The organism is Cupriavidus sp. GW823-FHT07B10 (assembly GCF_058794355.1).
This window is the reverse complement of sequence record NZ_JBXAGS010000003.1, coordinates 251,751-268,631: the sequence shown is the minus strand read 5'-3', so window position 1 is coordinate 268,631 and position 16,881 is coordinate 251,751. Positions and strand designations below refer to the sequence as shown.

12 protein-coding genes and 1 rRNA gene are annotated in these 16,881 nt (G+C 67.4%); 10 read left to right on the top strand and 3 right to left on the bottom strand.

Annotation, left to right across the window (positions count from 1 at the left end; genetic code table 11):
* Positions 1–165 precede the first annotated feature (165 nt).
* The gene (locus AC1Q6V_RS09005; protein WP_454751020.1) at positions 166–2,943 is read left to right on the top strand and encodes a hypothetical protein; all 2,778 of its coding nucleotides are present in this window, start codon (positions 166–168) and stop codon (positions 2,941–2,943) included.
* Positions 2,944–2,955: 12 nt separating this feature from the next.
* Here the strand turns inward: AC1Q6V_RS09005 and AC1Q6V_RS09000 are convergent, their stop codons facing one another.
* Positions 2,956–3,711, bottom strand: coding sequence for an IclR family transcriptional regulator (locus AC1Q6V_RS09000; protein WP_037025844.1), 756 nt, complete (start codon positions 3,709–3,711; stop codon positions 2,956–2,958).
* Between the two features lie 191 nt (positions 3,712–3,902).
* Between AC1Q6V_RS09000 and AC1Q6V_RS08995 the strand changes: the two genes are divergently transcribed.
* The 8 genes from AC1Q6V_RS08995 to AC1Q6V_RS08960 all read left to right on the top strand — a co-directional run bounded on the left by AC1Q6V_RS08995 (position 3,903) and on the right by AC1Q6V_RS08960 (position 12,961).
* On the top strand, positions 3,903–4,943 hold the full coding sequence (locus AC1Q6V_RS08995; protein WP_010813525.1) for an LLM class flavin-dependent oxidoreductase: 1,041 nt from the start codon (positions 3,903–3,905) through the stop codon (positions 4,941–4,943).
* A gap of 216 nt (positions 4,944–5,159) precedes the next feature.
* Positions 5,160–7,166 carry a sigma-54-dependent Fis family transcriptional regulator gene (locus tag AC1Q6V_RS08990; protein WP_010813526.1) on the top strand — a complete coding sequence of 669 codons (2,007 nt, stop codon included), beginning with the start codon at positions 5,160–5,162 and terminating at the stop codon, positions 7,164–7,166.
* 236 nt (positions 7,167–7,402) lie between these two features.
* Positions 7,403–8,482, top strand: coding sequence for an ATP-NAD kinase family protein (locus AC1Q6V_RS08985; protein WP_010813527.1), 1,080 nt, complete (start codon positions 7,403–7,405; stop codon positions 8,480–8,482).
* A 71-nt stretch (positions 8,483–8,553) separates the two neighbouring features.
* A complete protein-coding gene (locus AC1Q6V_RS08980) occupies positions 8,554–9,555 on the top strand; it encodes a thiamine pyrophosphate-dependent dehydrogenase E1 component subunit alpha (protein ID WP_011616379.1) in 1,002 nt (333 codons plus the stop codon).
* A gap of 36 nt (positions 9,556–9,591) precedes the next feature.
* Positions 9,592–10,608 carry an alpha-ketoacid dehydrogenase subunit beta gene (locus AC1Q6V_RS08975; protein WP_010813529.1) on the top strand — a complete coding sequence of 339 codons (1,017 nt, stop codon included), beginning with the start codon at positions 9,592–9,594 and terminating at the stop codon, positions 10,606–10,608.
* Positions 10,608–11,732, top strand: a complete 1,125-nt coding sequence (locus AC1Q6V_RS08970; RefSeq protein ID WP_454751021.1) for an acetoin dehydrogenase dihydrolipoyllysine-residue acetyltransferase subunit — start codon at positions 10,608–10,610, stop codon at positions 11,730–11,732. The genes AC1Q6V_RS08975 and AC1Q6V_RS08970 overlap by 1 nt, the downstream gene beginning before the upstream one ends.
* A gap of 79 nt (positions 11,733–11,811) precedes the next feature.
* Positions 11,812–12,153 carry a carboxymuconolactone decarboxylase family protein gene (locus tag AC1Q6V_RS08965; protein ID WP_010813531.1) on the top strand — a complete coding sequence of 114 codons (342 nt, stop codon included), beginning with the start codon at positions 11,812–11,814 and terminating at the stop codon, positions 12,151–12,153.
* A gap of 46 nt (positions 12,154–12,199) precedes the next feature.
* The gene (locus AC1Q6V_RS08960; protein WP_454751022.1) at positions 12,200–12,961 is read left to right on the top strand and encodes a lipoate--protein ligase family protein; all 762 of its coding nucleotides are present in this window, start codon (positions 12,200–12,202) and stop codon (positions 12,959–12,961) included.
* 182 nt (positions 12,962–13,143) lie between these two features.
* On the opposite strand, the gene AC1Q6V_RS08955 is transcribed toward AC1Q6V_RS08960, so the two are convergent.
* Both AC1Q6V_RS08955 and AC1Q6V_RS08950 read right to left on the bottom strand, forming a co-directional pair.
* Positions 13,144–13,965 carry a hypothetical protein gene (locus AC1Q6V_RS08955; protein WP_010813533.1) on the bottom strand — a complete coding sequence of 274 codons (822 nt, stop codon included), beginning with the start codon at positions 13,963–13,965 and terminating at the stop codon, positions 13,144–13,146.
* A gap of 430 nt (positions 13,966–14,395) precedes the next feature.
* A complete protein-coding gene (locus AC1Q6V_RS08950) occupies positions 14,396–14,785 on the bottom strand; it encodes an OsmC family protein (protein ID WP_454751023.1) in 390 nt (129 codons plus the stop codon).
* A 560-nt stretch (positions 14,786–15,345) separates the two neighbouring features.
* Between AC1Q6V_RS08950 and AC1Q6V_RS08945 the strand changes: the two genes are divergently transcribed.
* Positions 15,346–16,877: ribosomal RNA gene (locus AC1Q6V_RS08945) — 16S ribosomal RNA — on the top strand.
* The last annotated feature ends 4 nt before the right edge of the window (positions 16,878–16,881 follow it).

The following is a 16,881-nucleotide window of genomic DNA, read 5'->3' as shown; positions in this document are numbered from 1 at the left end:
GAGACAACGTCTCTGATACAGAGAAATGCTAGGCTTGGGCCCGGCTCTCAACAATCAGGGTTAACGCGGGGCCGGCTGGCCGCGCCGGGCGAATGACGGCGGCGGCAACGGCGGAGCGCCGCCGCCTATACTTGGCGCAGACCGACTGTTACCGGGAGGACGCGCATGGCCGCGGAACACCACGGAACCGGCGGATCCGGCGACGAGGCCACCCGCATCGCCCAGCGCCGCCGCCAGCTCGGCATTGCGCCGCGCGCCGGCGATGGCCAGCGCAACTGGGCCCTGGCGCTGTCCGGCGGCGGCATCCGCAGCGCCACCTTCTGCCTGGGCGTGATGCAGGCGATGGCGGGCACCGCGATGCCCGCCAAGGCGGCAGCGCCGGCCCCCGCGGCGGAAGCCGCGACGCCGGCGGCCGCCGCCGCGGCGCAGACCGTGCCGGGCCTGGCCTCGCTGCTGGCGCAGTTCGACTACCTCTCCACCGTCAGCGGCGGCGGCTACCTCGGCGCCTTCTTCGTCAGCCTGTTCGTGCCCGGCCGCCTGCGTCGGGGCGCGGGCCCGGTCCAGGCCGCCACCGACGCCTATCACACGCTGCAATGCGAGCCGCCGGGGCGCATCCATACCTCGGTGTCCTATGCCGCGGACCCCGGCCGCGGCGCGGTCGCATGGCTGCGCGAGAACGGCCGCTACCTGTCGCCCACCGGTGCCGGCGACAACCTCTATGCCGCCGCGCTGGTGGTGCGCAACTGGCTGGCCATGCATTTCGTGATCGGCAGCGCGCTGCTGGTGCTGCTGGCTGTGCTGGCGCTCGGGCAACACATCGCGGTGGGGGTTTCCTACGGATTGGGGCGCTATGAGATGGACCTGCTGCACGACGCGCGCCAGGCCTTCAACCAGGGCGAATGCGCGATCTGGTGGAGCACGCTGCTGTGGCTGCCGCTGGCCACCGCGCTGGCTGGCGCGGTGCCGCCCGGGCTGGCCTACTGGCTGATCTACCCGCGCGCCAACGATCCGCAGGCGACGGCCCGCTTCCTGAGCCCCGCGCCGCTGCTCGCCACGCTGCTGGGCCTGATGCTGCTGGCCGCGGCGCGCTGGTCGGAATGGCTCGGTCCGGGGCTGGTCATCGGCAAGCTCTTTGCCGCGCTGGGCGTGCTGACGCTGCTAGGTGTGCTGTGGTGCCTGGCGCTGCTGCAGGGCGAGCCGCGCACCGTGGCCGCCTACCGCGTGCGCGCCACGCGCGCACTGCGTGGCGCGCTGACGCTGACCCTGTGGCTGGCGGCGCTGGGCATTGCCGACACCATCGCACGCACCGCTTACCTGTTTGCCCACCAGGCCCACCACCAGTGGGGCGCGGCGCTGCCCGCAACCGTGCTGGGCGTGCTGGTCTGGCTGGTGCGCTACGGTTCGCGCTGGCGCGACGCCGGCCGCCAGGGCAGCACCGACACGCCATGGCGCGCGCTGTGTGCCCGGCTGCCGGTATCGCTGCTGGCGGGCGCGGTGGCGGCGGTGCTGGCCCTGCTGCTGTTCGTGCTGTGGTCGTGGCTGGTGCTGTGGGTGCGCTGGGACGGGCGCGAGCCGGTCGACTGGCTGGTGTTCGGCAACGCCTATACCGGCCCGGCGCTGGCCACGTTCACTGTGGTGAGCCTGGTGCTGGCGCTGGTGGCCGGGCGCTTCTCCGGCTTCCTGAACCTGTCGACGCTGCAGCCGTTCTACGCGGCGCGGCTCGCGCGCGCGTTCCTGGGCGCATCCAACGGGGAGCGCTTCGCGGCTCCCGACCCGAGTGCCGGCCGCGACGGCAGCCAGCGCGCCCGCTTCAGCGTGGCCGAGCCCGTGCCCGGCGACCAGCTCAGCCTGAACACCTACTACGATCCGCGCGTGCTGGCGCCGCTGCACCTGATCAACGTCACGCTGAATCTCACCGTCGACCCGGCCGAGCAACTGGTGCAGCGCGACCGCAAGGGCAAGCCGCTGTGCCTGGCGCCCGGCCCCTGCGTGGTGCTGTCCGGCGTGGCGGCGGCGATCCCGCCGGACGCCTACGCGCGCTTTACCATCGACGGCCGGGGTTGCTGCCCCGACGTTTCATGGCCGTCGTCGGGCAAACTGGCCGAATCGCGCACGGTGGGAGATTGGATGGCGATCTCGGGCGCGGCCGTCTCCACCAGGCTGGGGCGCGCGACCACGCTGGGCACATCCATGCTGCTTGGCCTGGCGAACCTGCGTCTGGGCATATGGTGGCCGTCGTATCCGGCCAGCCACGCGCGCGAAGGCGGGCGCCGGGGCCGCGCGCGGCGCCATCCGGAACGCGCTGCGCATCCATGGCTGGCCGCGGGCATCGCGCTTTTCCGCACGCAGTACTACCTGGGCTGCGAACTGAGCGCGCGCTTCCACGGCACGCGGCGCGGCTGGCAGTACCTGTCCGATGGCGGGCATTTCGACAACACCGGCGTGTACGAGCTGCTGCGCCCGGGCCGCGATGTCTCGCTGATCGTGCTGTGTGATTGCGGGGGCGACCCCGACTACCGCTTCGGCGACCTGGCCAACCTGATCCGGCTGGTGCGCATCGACCACGGGCTGGAGATCGTGGTCGATACCGAGGCTGCCACCACGCACCCGGTGCTGAGCCGTGTCTTCGGCGTGCCGGATGATTTCCTGCCGGGCGCGCCGACCGGCGACAAATGCGCGGTGCTGCTCAACGTCTTTCGCACCGGCCCGGAGTGCGGGGCGCCACGCGCACGCACCTGCCGCATCGTGCTGCTCAAGCCGCGGCTGGTGTCATGGGCGCCGGCCGACGTGCGCCACTACGGCGCGACCCATCCCGCGTTTCCGCAGGAGGCCACCGGCGACCAGTTCTTCGATGAGGCGCAATGGGAGAGCTATCGCGCGCTGGGCCATGCGATCGGCCAGCGCGTGCTGGGCGGGGCCGTGGGCAAGGCCCTGCTGGTGTGAAGAGACAGCGCGTCAGCGCACGAAGCCGATGACGTCTTCCAGCCGGCCGCTGGCATCGCGCAGCGCCTCCAGCAGGCGCGGTACCGCGGCTTGGTCCAGCCGCTGCTGCGGCCCGGCGATGGCGACCGAGCCCACCACCGCGCTGCGGTCGCGCGACCACAGCGGCAACGCCAGGCCGGCCACGCTGGCGGCGGCTTCCTCGCGCGTATGGGCCCAGCCGCGCTCGCGCACCTCGGCCAGCTGCTGCTCGATGCGCTCGCGGTCCAGCGTCGTGTGGGGGGCGATGCGCGCCAGTCCCTGGCGGTAGACCTCATCGCGGAAGGCATCGTCCTGGAAGGCCAGCATCGCCTTGGCATGCGCGCCCGCATAGAGCGGGAAGCGCTCGCCCAGCTCGATCGAAAAGCGCAGCTGGTGCTGGCTCTGCACCAGTCCCACGCACAGGCCCTCATGGCCATCGAGCCACGACAGGAACACGGTCTCGCCGCTTTGCGCGGCGAGCTTTTCCAGCACCGGGCGCACGATCTCGTCGGGCGAGAAGCTCTTGCGCACCACCTGTCCCAGCTCGAACAACCGCAGTCCCAGCGAATACTTGCCGGTGGCCGCGTCCTGCACCAGGAAGCCATTGGCGGCAAACGTCGCCAGCACGCGGTGCACCACGGCGTAGTGCACGCCGCTGTGCTTGGCCAGCTCGCGCACGCCCCAGGTCGGCTGGCGCACGGTGAAGTGCGTCAGCAGGGCCAGCGCACCGTCCAGTGTCTTGAGTGTCATCGCTTGTTCCTTGGCATCGGGCTGCATGGTACGGGCAAGCGCGGCGCGACTCAATCCTTCCCGCGCCCCCGTGATACCCACGCCGCCCGAAGGGCCGCGATCAGGCCGCCAGCACGATCGCGCCATGGTCTCTAAGATAGCGGGCCATACGCATTGCCCGCGTGCGGCATCGGCCGCCCGCCATCCACCACATGAATCACGACTCTATTCCCAACGGCGCAGGCGTGGCCTGGTCCGTGCTGGACCTGGCCCCCATCCCTGAAGGCAGCGATGCCGGCCAGGCCATGCGCAACTCGCTCGACCTGGCCCGCCATGCCGAGCGGCTGGGCTACCACCGCTACTGGCTGGCCGAGCATCACAACATGCCCGGCATTGCCAGCGCCGCCACCGCCGTGCTGATCGGCTATGTCGCCAACGGCACCAGGACCATCCGCGTGGGCTCGGGCGGCGTGATGCTGCCCAACCATTCGCCGCTGGTGATCGCCGAGCAGTTCGGCACGCTGGCCTCGCTCTACCCGGGCCGCATCGACCTGGGCCTGGGCCGCGCGCCCGGCACCGACCAGGCCACCGCGCGCGCCTTGCGCCGCCACCTGTCGGCCGACAGCGCCGATACCTTCCCGCAGGACGTGGAAGAACTGCAGGCCTATTTCGACGACGTGCGCCCCGGCCAGCGCCTGCGCGCGGTGCCCGGCGCCGGGCTCAAGGTGCCCATCTGGCTGCTGGGTTCGAGCCTGTTCAGCGCGCAGCTGGCGGCGGCGATGGGCCTGCCGTTCGCCTTTGCCTCGCACTTTGCGCCGGGCTTCATGCGCCAGGCGGTGGACCTGTACCGGCGCACCTTCCGGCCCTCCGAAGCGCTGGACCGGCCCTATGTGATGCTGGGCCTGAACGTGTTCGCGGCCGAGACCGGCGACCAGGCGCGCCGCCTGTTCAGCTCGCTGCAGCAGCAGTTCCTGGCGCTGGTGCGCGGCACTCCGGGGCAGCTGCGCGCGCCGGTGGACGATATCGAAGCGCTGTGGACCGAGAGCGAGGCCGATCATATCCGCCGCTCGCTGGCGTGCTCGGTAGTGGGCGATCCCGACGCCGTGCGTGCCGGCATGCAGCGCTTTGTCGATGACCTGCGCCCGGATGAGCTGATGCTGACCGGGCAGATCCATGACCACCAGGCACGCCTGCGCTCGTTCGCCATCGCTGCCGATGCGGCGCGCAGCCTGAAGACCTCATCAGCGCTCTGAGCGCCTGCGATGCTCCGGTATGGCGTGCGCCGCACTTGCGGCGTGTGCCCGCCGGCGCGCCGCGAATCCTGTTTGCGCCCGGCCGATCCGCTCGGATACATTAGAAGGCCCGAGACCGAGAGAGGCGCGGCTCCCGCAGCACGCGCCCGACAGTTCGCACGATCCACCGCCCCATCCGAAACATGGGGCCGACGGCAGCGACGACAGGAGACAGCGATGGACCTGCGGCAACGCGAGCACATCGAGACGGTGGTCCAGGCCACCACATACCTTGCCCCGCCGGCCGTGCTTGCGGACCGGATCGCGCACGACGCCATCATCCAGAACTCATGGCGCCGCTGCGTGCACCAGTACGGCCTGGATCCGTCGCGCATGCAGGAGGCGCGCATCCTGCCACAGCCGCGCCTGCGCGAACACCAGGAACGCATCGACGACTTCGCGCGCATCGCGCGCCACGGCCTGCAGAGCCTGTATGGGCAAGTGGCGGGCCTGGGCTATGTGGTGCTGCTGACCGATGCGCAGGGCGTGACCGTCGACTATATCGGCGAGGCCCGCAGCGATGCCGCGCTGCGCCACGCGGGCCTGTACCTGGGCGCCGAGTGGAGCGAGAGCGGCGCCGGCACCTGCGCGGTCGGCACCGCCCTGGCCACGGGCCAGGCGCTGACGGTGCACCAGGCCGACCATTTCGACGCCACCCATATCCCGCTGACCTGCACCGCCGCGCCGCTGTTCGACACGCACGGCAACCTGCACGCCATCCTCGACATCTCCGCGCTGACCTCGCCGCAGGCCAAGGACAGCCAGGGGCTGGCGCTGCAGATGGTGCGCATCTACGCCGCGCATATCGAGAACGCCAACTTCCTGCGCGCGCACCGCCGCGACTGGATCCTGAAGCTGAACGTGGCGCCGGAGTTCGTCGACGTCAATCCCGAATATCTGCTGGCGCTGGACGAGGCGGGCCGCATCGTCGGCCATAACCACCGCGCCAGGCTGATGCTGGAAGGCGAGCTGGGTGGCGCACCGGGCGCCACCGTGCTGGGCCAGCGGTTCGAGACGCTGTTCGACGCGCGCCTGGAGGACCTGGGCCACTATGTCTATTCGCGCCCGAGCGAGCAGCGCCTGGTGGCGCTGACCCGCAGCGGCGGCCTGCTGTACCTGAGCGTGCTGCCGCCCGCGCTGCGCTGGCAGGCGCCGCCCGCCGAAACGCAGGTGGCGATGCCGGATGCCCTGGCGGCGCTGACCGGCGGCGATGCCGCGCTGCAGCTGCAGTTGCAGCGCGCGGCGCGCCTGGTCGATTCGCCGATCAACCTGCTGATCCACGGCGAGACCGGCAGCGGCAAGGAGTTCCTGGCCAAGGCGCTGCATCTTGCCAGCGCGCGCCGCGGCGGGCCGTTCGTAGCGGTGAACTGCGCGGCGATCCCTGAAACACTGATTGAAAGCGAATTGTTCGGGCACCTGCCCAACAGCTTCTCCGGCGCAGGCCCGCGCGGCAAGCGCGGCCTGATCCAGGAGGCCGACGGCGGCACGCTGTTCCTGGACGAGATCGGCGACATGCCGCGCGAGCTGCAGTCGCGGCTGCTGCGCGTGCTGGCCGAGGGCGAAGTGCTGCCTGTTGGCGCCGCGCGGCCGGTGCCGGTGCGGCTGCGGGTCATTTCCGCCACGCACCACAGCCTGGAGCAACTGGTGGCCGACGGGCGCTTCCGCGAGGACCTGTACTACCGCCTCAACGGCGCGCGCTTTACGCTGCCGCCGCTGCGTGCGCGTACCGACCTGGACTGGCTGGTCCGCAAGCTGCTGCAGGAAGGGAGCGCAGAGGGCGGCGAGATCACGCTGTCGCCCGCGGCACGCGAGCGGCTGCACCGCCACCGCTGGCCTGGCAACCTGCGCGAACTGCGCAACGTGCTGGAGTACGCGCGCGCGGTCTGCGCCGACGGCTATATCGATGTGCCGGACCTGCCTGACAGCCTGGCGGGACCCGCACCGTCCGCCGCCCTGCCGCAGCCAGGGCCCGCCCAGTCACCCGCTGCCGCACCGTTCGACCCGCACCAGTTGCCGCCGGAAGGCATGCTGCTGATGCAATACCTGCGCGCGTCCGGCTGGAACCTGAGCGCCGTGGCGCGGCAGATCGGCGTCAGCCGCATGACGCTGTACCGGCGCATGGAGCGCTACGGCATCCAGTCGCCCAACCGGCGCGACGGCGGCCCGGAGCCCACCGACGCATAAGCCGGCAGGCAGCACGGGGCGCACGCGCGCCGTCCTTGCGATACGGTTGTCCATCCCCTGTACACCTGCGCTGTGACACCTGTCACAGCGCAGCGTTGTTTTTGCCCTGCCGTCTCGGGGTAATCCCTCGGATCCGACCCGCTGATACCCCTGTTTCCGCTGTTTTCACTGCCTGCGCGCACTGGCACAGCCATTGCAAATACGCCTGGCAAGACAACGACAACAGGAGACAGGCAATGGGGCACGCAGCAGGCGCCAGCGCGCAGATCGCGCCAGTGGTCGGCATCATCGCCAACCCGATTTCCGCGCGCGACATCCGTCGTGTGATCGCCAACGCCAACAGCCTGCAGCTGGCCGACCGCGTCAATATCGTGCTGCGCCTGCTGGCCGCGCTGGCCTCCTGCGGCGTGGAGCGCGTGCTGATGATGCCCGACCGCGAAGGCCTGCGCGTCATGCTGGCGCGGCACCTGGCACGCCGGCAGGGGCCGGACTCGGGCCTGCCCGCGGTCGACTACCTCGACATGCCGGTCACCGCGCGCGTCGACGACACCCTGCGCGCCGCGCGCTGCATGGCCGATGCGGGCGTGGCCGCGATCATCGTGCTGGGCGGCGACGGCACCCACCGCGCGGTGGTGCGCGAGTGCGGCGCGGTGCCGATCGCGGGCCTGTCGACCGGCACCAACAATGCCTACCCCGAAATGCGCGAGCCCACCATCATCGGGCTGGCAACCGGCCTCTATGCCACGGGCCGCATTCCTCCTGCGCAGGCGCTGGCGTCGAACAAGCGGCTCGACATCGTCATCCGTGACGGCAACGGCGGCTTTCGCCGCGATATTGCGCTGGTGGATGCGGTGATCTCGCACGAGCACTTCATCGGCGCGCGCGCCCTGTGGAAGACCGACACGCTTGCCGCCGTCTACGTGTCCTTTGCCGACCCCGAGGCCATCGGCCTGTCATCCATCGCCGGGCTGCTGGAGCCGGTGGGCCGGCGTGAGGAGGGCGGCCTCGCGATCGAACTGGCCGCGCCCGGCGAAGGCGAATTCGACCTGTGCGCGCCGATCGCACCCGGCCTGATGTGCACCGTGCCGGTGGCCGGCTGGCAGCGGCTCGAACACGGCCGGCCCCATCGCGTGCGCCAGCGCAGCGGCATTGTCGCGCTGGACGGAGAGCGCGAGCTGGCCTTCGGCCCGGACGACGAAGTCACGGTCACCCTGCATGACCACGCCTTTCGCAGCATCGACGTCGCGGCCTGCATGCGCCATGCCGCGCGCCACCACCTGATGCGCAGCCTGCCGCAGCCCGCCGCGGTGGGATGACGCGCGGGCACCGCGTCCGCCCGCTTTTCCCCTTTCTTGAAGTGCAACACCTGAAAACGAAGGAGACAGACATGACAGCCAGAGCTTCTCAAGATTCCGCCGCGCTGCCGCTCGACAAGGAGACGTTGCTGACGGTGTACCGGAAGATGCGCACCATCCGCGATTTCGAAGAACGCCTGCACGTGGACTTCGGGCGCGGCGACATCCCGGGCTTCGTCCATCTATACGCGGGCGAGGAAGCCGCGGGCGTCGGCATTCTGCACCACCTGAACGATGGCGACCGCATCGCCAGCACACACCGCGGCCACGGCCATTGCATTGCCAAGGGCGTCGATCCGGTGGCGATGATGAAGGAGATCTACGGCAAGAAGGGCGGCTCGTGCAATGGCAAGGGTGGCTCGATGCATATCGCCGACCTGTCCAAGGGCATGATGGGCGCCAACGGCATCCTGGGCGCAGGCGCGCCGCTGATCTGCGGCGCCGCGCTGGCTGCCAAGTTCCGCGGCAAGGGCGAGGTCGGCATCACCTTCTGCGGCGACGGCGCCTCCAACCAGGGCACTTTCCTGGAAAGCCTGAACCTGGCCGCGGTCTGGAACCTGCCGGTGATCTTCGTGATCGAGAACAACGGCTATGCCGAATCGACCTCGCGCGATTACGGCACCGCGGTGGACAGCTACGTGGACCGCGCCGCCGGCTTCGGCATCCCGGGCGTGACGGTGGACGGCACCGATTTCTTCGCCGTCCATGAAGCGGCCGGCGAAGTGATCCGGCGCGCGCGCGAAGGCGGCGGGCCGTCGCTGCTCGAATGCAAGATGGTCCGCTTCTATGGCCACTTCGAGGGCGATGCGCAGACCTACCGCGCCGCCGGCGAACTCGACGACATCCGCGCCAACAAGGATTGCCTGAAGCTGTTTGGCCGCGCCGTGACCCAGGCGGGAGTGGTCGCTCGCGAAGAACTCGACACCATCGACCGCGAGGTCGCCGCGCTGATCGAGCATGCCGTGCAGGAAGCCAAGGCCGCGCCGCAGCCGGGTCCCGAAGACCTGCTCACCGACGTCTACGTCAGCTACTGATCCGCCACGCGCTAACCCAATATCAGGAGACAAACCATGGCTCGCAAACTGAGCATCAAGCTGGCGATCAACGAGGCGATCGACCAGGAAATGACCCGCGACCCCAGCGTCATCATGCTGGGCGAAGATATCGTCGGCGGCGCCGGCGCGGACGGCGAGAAGGACGCCTGGGGCGGCGTGCTGGGCGTGACCAAGGGCCTTTACGCCAAGCACGGCGACCGGCTGCTGGACACGCCGCTGTCTGAATCCGCTTACGTGGGCGCCGCCATCGGCGCCGCGGCCTGCGGCATGCGCCCGATCGCCGAGCTGATGTTTATCGATTTCATGGGCGTTTGCTTCGACCAGATCTTCAACCAGGCGGCCAAGTTCCGCTACATGTTCGGCGGCAAGGCGGAGACGCCGGTGGTGATCCGCGCGATGGTCGGCGCGGGCTTTCGCGCAGCCGCGCAGCACAGCCAGATGCTGACGCCGCTGTTCACGCATATCCCCGGCCTGAAGGTGGTGTGCCCGTCCACGCCGTACGACACCAAGGGCCTGCTGATCCAGGCGATCCGCGACAACGACCCGGTGATCTTCTGCGAGCACAAGAACCTGTACGGCCTGGAAGGCGAGGTGCCCGAAGGCGCCTACGCGATCCCGTTCGGCGAGGCCAATATCGTGCGCGACGGCAAGGACGTGTCGATCGTCACCTACGGGTTGATGGTGCATCGCGCGCTCGAAGCGGCGGCAACGCTGGCCAAGGAGGGCATCGAGGCCGAGATCGTGGACCTGCGCACGCTCTCGCCACTGGATATGGACACGGTGCTGGAGTCGGTCGAGAACACCGGCCGCCTGGTGGTGGTGGACGAGGCCAGCCCGCGCTGCAATATCGCCACCGATATCTCCGCGCAGGTTGCGCAGCAAGCCTTCGGCGCGCTCAAGGCCGGCATCGAGATGGTGTGCCCGCCGCACACGCCGGTGCCGTTCTCGCCGACGCTGGAGGACCTGTACATCCCCAGCGCCGCGCAGATCGCGGCCGCCGCGCGCAAGACCATGAAGGGAGGCAAGCACTGATGGCAACCGAAATTTCCCCCACGATTATCCCGATCGTGATGCCCAAGTGGGGCCTGTCGATGAAGGAAGGCACGGTCAATGCGTGGCTGGTCGACGAAGGCACCGAGATTACCGTGGGCCTGCCGATCCTGGATGTGGAAACCGACAAGATCGCCAATGCGGTGGAGGCGCCCGACGCCGGCACGCTGCGCCGCAAGGTGGCGCAGGCCGGCGACGTGCTGCCGGTGAAGGCGCTGCTGGGCGTGCTGGCACCTGCGGAGGTGAGCGATGCGCAAATCGATGACTATGTCGCGGCTTATGAAACGCCGGCGGACGACGCTGGCGAAGAGGACGCCGCTGCCGCGTACCAGTTTGCCGACGTCGACGGCATCCGGGTCCGCTATGCCCGCAAGGGTGGCGGCGCCGAAACCGTGCTCTTCATCCACGGATTTGGCGGAGACCTGGACAACTGGCTGTTCAACCTCGATCCCCTGTCCGACGCGTACACCGTGGTGGCGCTCGACCTGCCCGGCCACGGACAGTCGTCGCCGCGGCTCGCGGGCACGACGCTGGCGCAGATGGCCGGCTTTGTAGCGCGCTTCATGGACGAGACCGGGATCGAGGCGGCGCATGTGGTCGGCCATTCGATGGGCGGCGGCGTGGCCGCGCAGCTGGCCGTGGATGCACCGCAGCGGGTGCTGTCGGTGGCGCTGGTGTCGCCGGTGGGCTTTGGCGACGCCGTCAACAGCGGCTATACCGAAGGCTTCGTCAGTGCCCAGTCCCGGCGCGAGCTCAAGCCCGTGGTCGAACTGCTGTTCGCCGACGCGGGGCTGGTCAGCCGCCAGATGCTGGACGACCTGCTGCGCTACAAGCGGCTGGACGGCGTCACCGAGGCGCTGACGGCGCTGGGGCAGGGACTCTTCGGCGGCGGCCGCCAGAGCGAGCAGCCTGGCCAGCGGCTGGCCAACAGCGGCAAGCGCGTGCTGGTGGTGTGGGGCGGTCAGGACCAGATCATCCCGGCCGCGCACGCTGAAGCCGCGCCGCCGGGAGCAACCGTCAAGGTCTTTGCCGATGCTGGCCACATGAGCCAGATGGAGAAGGCCAATGACTTCAACGCGCTGCTGAAGCAGCATCTGGGCGGCTGATGCCGCGCGCGGATGGCGCCGCCCAGGGCGCCATCCGCTCGGCCAGCTCGCCTTGTTCCAATTCAAGACAGGAGACCTCATGACCACAGACCTGAAGACCCGCCTGACCGAGATCAACAGGCAATTCGGTGCGCTCGGCCAGGCCCAGCCCGCCGCCATGAGCGCCTTCCAGGGCGTGATGAAGGCCGCCACGCAGGACGGCAGCCTGCCCGCCGCCGTCAAGGAACTGATTGCCGTCGCGCTGGCGGTGCAGAAGGGCTGCGACGACTGCGTGCTGTTCCACACCAGCCAGGCGCTGCGCCATCGCGCCACGCGCGAGCAGCTCGCCGAAGTGCTGGCCATCAATATCGAGATGGGTGGCGGACCCGGCGCCATGTACGCGTCGAAGGCGCTGGCGTACTTCGATGCGCTCAATGCCTAGTGTTGCTAGACTCGGCACGTTGCTATCCGGAGGTTGGTGCCATCCCATGCCGTTTGAATTTATTGATGCGGCCCATGCCGGGCAGGCGGGCAGCGACCCGCTGCAGGATGAGCTGGCCTTGCTCGACCTCGCGGCACAAGGCCGGCAGGTGGCGCAGCTGTGGGAGGCGCCGCTGTCGCTGGTGGTGCCGCGCACCTACCTGCGCCATGCCGCGCTGGAAACCGCGCGCGCCGACTTCGCGCAGCAGGGATGTCCGGTATTCCTGCGCATGTCCGGCGGCGGGCTGGTGCCGCAGGGCCCCGGCATCCTCAACCTGAGCCTGGCCTACACAGTGGAACAGCCGCCGGGCGCGCGCAGCGACGCGGTCTACCTGCACTTGTGCGAGGTCATCGGCGACGCGCTGCAATCGCTGGGCGTCGACACGCACTGGCAGGCGGTGGCCGGCTCCTTCTGCGACGGCCGCTACAACCTGGCCTGGGGCCCGCCCGAAGCCGCGCGCAAGATCGCCGGCACGGCGCAGTACTGGCGGCGCGCACCCGCGGCCATGCAAACGGCCGACGGGCAGCGCCACCTGGTGCTGGCCCATGCGGTGCTGCTGGTCAGCGCCGGCCCCGTGCAGATCAACGCGCGCGCCAATGCGTTCGAAGCGGCCATCGACAGCGGCCGGCACTATGACGCGGGCAAGGTCGTCAGTGTGCTCGAGGCATTATTGGCCAGCGGCCGCGCGGTCGATGACGACGCCGCGCTGATGGCGCAGGTATCGGATGCGCTGCGGCGAAGCGTGGGGCAGACGCCGCCACCGGCGTAGCTGCTTGACCGGGCGACGCCATTTGGCGATCCCCAAAAAAATCGCGGCCCACGCGGGGCCGCCAAAAATCGGGAATGCGAGGCGTGTCAGATGCCTCAGGAGACGTTATCGGCACAGCATGGATCGCCGAGACCCCACTTCGGTGGGGTCTGTCGAGCACAGTCATGGAGGCGAGTGATCGCTTACGCGATCAGGTAGGCAGAGTGCGGGTCCGGCCGGATGGCAGCGCGCAGCTTGCGCACGCTGGCTTCCAGCTCGGCATGGGCGGCATCGAGCCAGGCCACGCGATGGCGCACCGGATCCTTGGCCGACAGGTCGCTGGCGGCGATCTCGCGCAGGAAGTAGCGCACCATGCTGCCGGCGCGCGCTGGCACTGGCATCATCCCCAGCAGTTGGTGCTTTGCCAGCAGCCGGCGGCTGACTGCATGCCGCAGCCCTGCCCAGGCGGTACGGCCCAGCGCGATGTACAGCGCATCCGTGCGCATCTGGCGCACGGCGCCCAGGAACCGCGCTTCGAATACCTCGCGCAGCATCGGGGTCTCCAGCAGTTCTTCCAGCGGTCCGTCGAACGCCAGACCGCGCCGCGTGGTGGCATGCGGCAGCAAGGCAAGCGGTTGCAGGCGCTCGAACCCATCGTTCCACAATGCCGCGGCGTGCGGCAGGCCAACCAGTTCGGGCACCCGGAAGTGGTCGAGCATGCGGATCAGGTTGGGCCGCACCAGCTTGCCGCCCAGTTCGACGCGCCGCTTGTTCTCGCGCTGGATCACGCGGCCGGGTGCATGGGCGCGCATCAGTTCTTCGGTGACGGCGGCGGCCAGCCGCACATGGGCGTGGCCGGGCGTGGTGCTGACCAGCACCAGGGGTGCCTGGGGGTTCAGGTATTCGCAGGGCACGTAGTGCATGGCGTAGGTGCCGTCCTGTGCCACCACAACCGGTTTGGCGATCACGCCGACTGCGCCCGCAAGCCGAACCTGCGCGCAATACGCTTCGATGAAGTTGGTCAAGGAATCCCCCCGCTCGCTTCGATGTATCGGCGCTTTCTGTTGGCGCCTTCTACTTGTTCTGCTTTCCGTTCATGGTAAGCCTGCGGTGCATGGCAGATAAAGCGTACGGCGCCGGTTTGCCCGGAAAGCGACGAAACCTTGGTGGGCCAGCCAACACACCGGGGCAGGATGCCCCTCGAACGGGTGGGGCACGCGCCTGGTCCACGCCAGGTACGGTATCGCACCACGTGCGTCAGGACGATGACATCGGGCAGGAGGGAATCGGCCGGAACGGGGCCGCCGCGACGGTAGGTCGCCGGAAAGAAAAGACCGGACACGTCCGTGTCCGGTGAACCCATTTGCTGACTCAGGACGTGTCACAGCCTGAGTCAGCAAATGATAACGATTATCATTTGAGGTGACAATAGCAGCGTGATCTTGCCAGGGTGGGTCAGGCAATCGACGTCTGGATGGAAAACTGTCCCGACAAGGTCTTGTGCACCGGGCAGCGATTCGCCACGCGGAGCAGATCATCCAGGATCTGGGGCGTGAGCTCGCCGCTGACCTTGACCTCCCGGTTCATGGTGTAGGTCCCGTTGGCCTCTTCATGACCGACCGATACATGGACTTCGGTGATGGCGTAGCCCTTGCGTTTGGCGTACAGCTGCAAAGTCAGCGTGGTGCAGGCGGCCAGGGCCGAATCCAGCAGGTCATGCGGGTTCGGGTATTGGGTGTCGCCGCCGGCGGATGCATCCAGGTCGGCTTGCCACTCGGCAGTCCTGTTGGTCAGGTGGCAGATGCTGTTGCCCTGGCTTGGTTGCCAGGTCGCTTGGATAGTCATCAAACGTCCCCATCTATAAAGAGCGGCCCGGTGGGCCGGAACAGCCATTCTATAAGTAGCGCCCGCCGAGAGCTGAAGTGGCTTGGAGTGCCTTTTTCAGGTGGGTTGGCTTTTTTTCGAAATATCCCTTGCCAACCCCGCTGCGGTCACTTAATATTCGCCCCCTCGCAACACAACGCAGCGCTGCAAAGCAGACGCAGCAAGGGTTGCGGGGTCGACCGGAAGGGTTGGCGCAGCGAAGTTGGCGCGCTGGCCGCAGCGAAAAAAGTTGCTGAAACGGTTGACGAAACGAAGAAAGCTCTGCATAATCTCGTTTCTCTGCTGCAGACAACGCAGCGGCGCTGGACGGCAAAGCCGGCGGCGAAGTTCTTTAACAACCAAACAACCGATAAGTGTGGGCGCTGGGTAGCGGACGCCGCTGTCTTCGGACAGTGTTGCTTCACAAGTTATACAGTGCTCGCACAGCAAAACGTGACTGGATCTTCGGATCTGGTCAGTCAGTTTTCTGAGAGTGAGCGACCGCTCGAAAGAGCGAGGACCTTCGGGTCCACACAGAGATTGAACTGAAGAGTTTGATCCTGGCTCAGATTGAACGCTGGCGGCATGCCTTACACATGCAAGTCGAACGGCAGCACGGGCTTCGGCCTGGTGGCGAGTGGCGAACGGGTGAGTAATACATCGGAACGTGCCCTGTAGTGGGGGATAACTAGTCGAAAGATTAGCTAATACCGCATACGACCTGAGGGTGAAAGCGGGGGACCGCAAGGCCTCGCGCTACAGGAGCGGCCGATGTCTGATTAGCTAGTTGGTGGGGTAAAAGCCTACCAAGGCGACGATCAGTAGCTGGTCTGAGAGGACGATCAGCCACACTGGGACTGAGACACGGCCCAGACTCCTACGGGAGGCAGCAGTGGGGAATTTTGGACAATGGGGGCAACCCTGATCCAGCAATGCCGCGTGTGTGAAGAAGGCCTTCGGGTTGTAAAGCACTTTTGTCCGGAAAGAAATGGCTCTGGTTAATACCCGGGGTCGATGACGGTACCGGAAGAATAAGCACCGGCTAACTACGTGCCAGCAGCCGCGGTAATACGTAGGGTGCGAGCGTTAATCGGAATTACTGGGCGTAAAGCGTGCGCAGGCGGTTTTGTAAGACAGGCGTGAAATCCCCGAGCTCAACTTGGGAATGGCGCTTGTGACTGCAAGGCTAGAGTATGTCAGAGGGGGGTAGAATTCCACGTGTAGCAGTGAAATGCGTAGAGATGTGGAGGAATACCGATGGCGAAGGCAGCCCCCTGGGACGTCACTGACGCTCATGCACGAAAGCGTGGGGAGCAAACAGGATTAGATACCCTGGTAGTCCACGCCCTAAACGATGTCAACTAGTTGTTGGGGATTCATTTCTTCAGTAACGTAGCTAACGCGTGAAGTTGACCGCCTGGGGAGTACGGTCGCAAGATTAAAACTCAAAGGAATTGACGGGGACCCGCACAAGCGGTGGATGATGTGGATTAATTCGATGCAACGCGAAAAACCTTACCTACCCTTGACATGCCACTAACGAAGCAGAGATGCATTAGGTGCCCGAAAGGGAAAGTGGACACAGGTGCTGCATGGCTGTCGTCAGCTCGTGTCGTGAGATGTTGGGTTAAGTCCCGCAACGAGCGCAACCCTTGTCTCTAGTTGCTACGAAAGGGCACTCTAGAGAGACTGCCGGTGACAAACCGGAGGAAGGTGGGGATGACGTCAAGTCCTCATGGCCCTTATGGGTAGGGCTTCACACGTCATACAATGGTGCGTACAGAGGGTTGCCAACCCGCGAGGGGGAGCTAATCCCAGAAAACGCATCGTAGTCCGGATCGTAGTCTGCAACTCGACTACGTGAAGCTGGAATCGCTAGTAATCGCGGATCAGCATGCCGCGGTGAATACGTTCCCGGGTCTTGTACACACCGCCCGTCACACCATGGGAGTGGGTTTTGCCAGAAGTAGTTAGCCTAACCGCAAGGAGGGCGATTACCACGGCAGGGTTCATGACTGGGGTGAAGTCGTAACAAGGTAGCCGTATCGGAAGGTGCGGCTGGATCACCTCCTTTCTAG

What these genes read in the sequence shown, in the direction of transcription:
- AC1Q6V_RS09005 (WP_454751020.1), top strand. Translation starts at nt 166, where the DNA reads ATGGCCGCGGAACACCACGGAACCGGCGGATCCGGCGACGAGGCCACC.
- AC1Q6V_RS09000 (WP_037025844.1), bottom strand. Translation starts at nt 3,711, where the DNA reads ATGACACTCAAGACACTGGACGGTGCGCTGGCCCTGCTGACGCACTTC.
- AC1Q6V_RS08995 (WP_010813525.1), top strand. Translation starts at nt 3,903, where the DNA reads ATGAATCACGACTCTATTCCCAACGGCGCAGGCGTGGCCTGGTCCGTG.
- AC1Q6V_RS08990 (WP_010813526.1), top strand. Translation starts at nt 5,160, where the DNA reads ATGGACCTGCGGCAACGCGAGCACATCGAGACGGTGGTCCAGGCCACC.
- AC1Q6V_RS08985 (WP_010813527.1), top strand. Translation starts at nt 7,403, where the DNA reads ATGGGGCACGCAGCAGGCGCCAGCGCGCAGATCGCGCCAGTGGTCGGC.
- AC1Q6V_RS08980 (WP_011616379.1), top strand. Translation starts at nt 8,554, where the DNA reads ATGACAGCCAGAGCTTCTCAAGATTCCGCCGCGCTGCCGCTCGACAAG.
- AC1Q6V_RS08975 (WP_010813529.1), top strand. Translation starts at nt 9,592, where the DNA reads ATGGCTCGCAAACTGAGCATCAAGCTGGCGATCAACGAGGCGATCGAC.
- AC1Q6V_RS08970 (WP_454751021.1), top strand. Translation starts at nt 10,608, where the DNA reads ATGGCAACCGAAATTTCCCCCACGATTATCCCGATCGTGATGCCCAAG.
- AC1Q6V_RS08965 (WP_010813531.1), top strand. Translation starts at nt 11,812, where the DNA reads ATGACCACAGACCTGAAGACCCGCCTGACCGAGATCAACAGGCAATTC.
- AC1Q6V_RS08960 (WP_454751022.1), top strand. Translation starts at nt 12,200, where the DNA reads ATGCCGTTTGAATTTATTGATGCGGCCCATGCCGGGCAGGCGGGCAGC.
- AC1Q6V_RS08950 (WP_454751023.1), bottom strand. Translation starts at nt 14,785, where the DNA reads ATGACTATCCAAGCGACCTGGCAACCAAGCCAGGGCAACAGCATCTGC.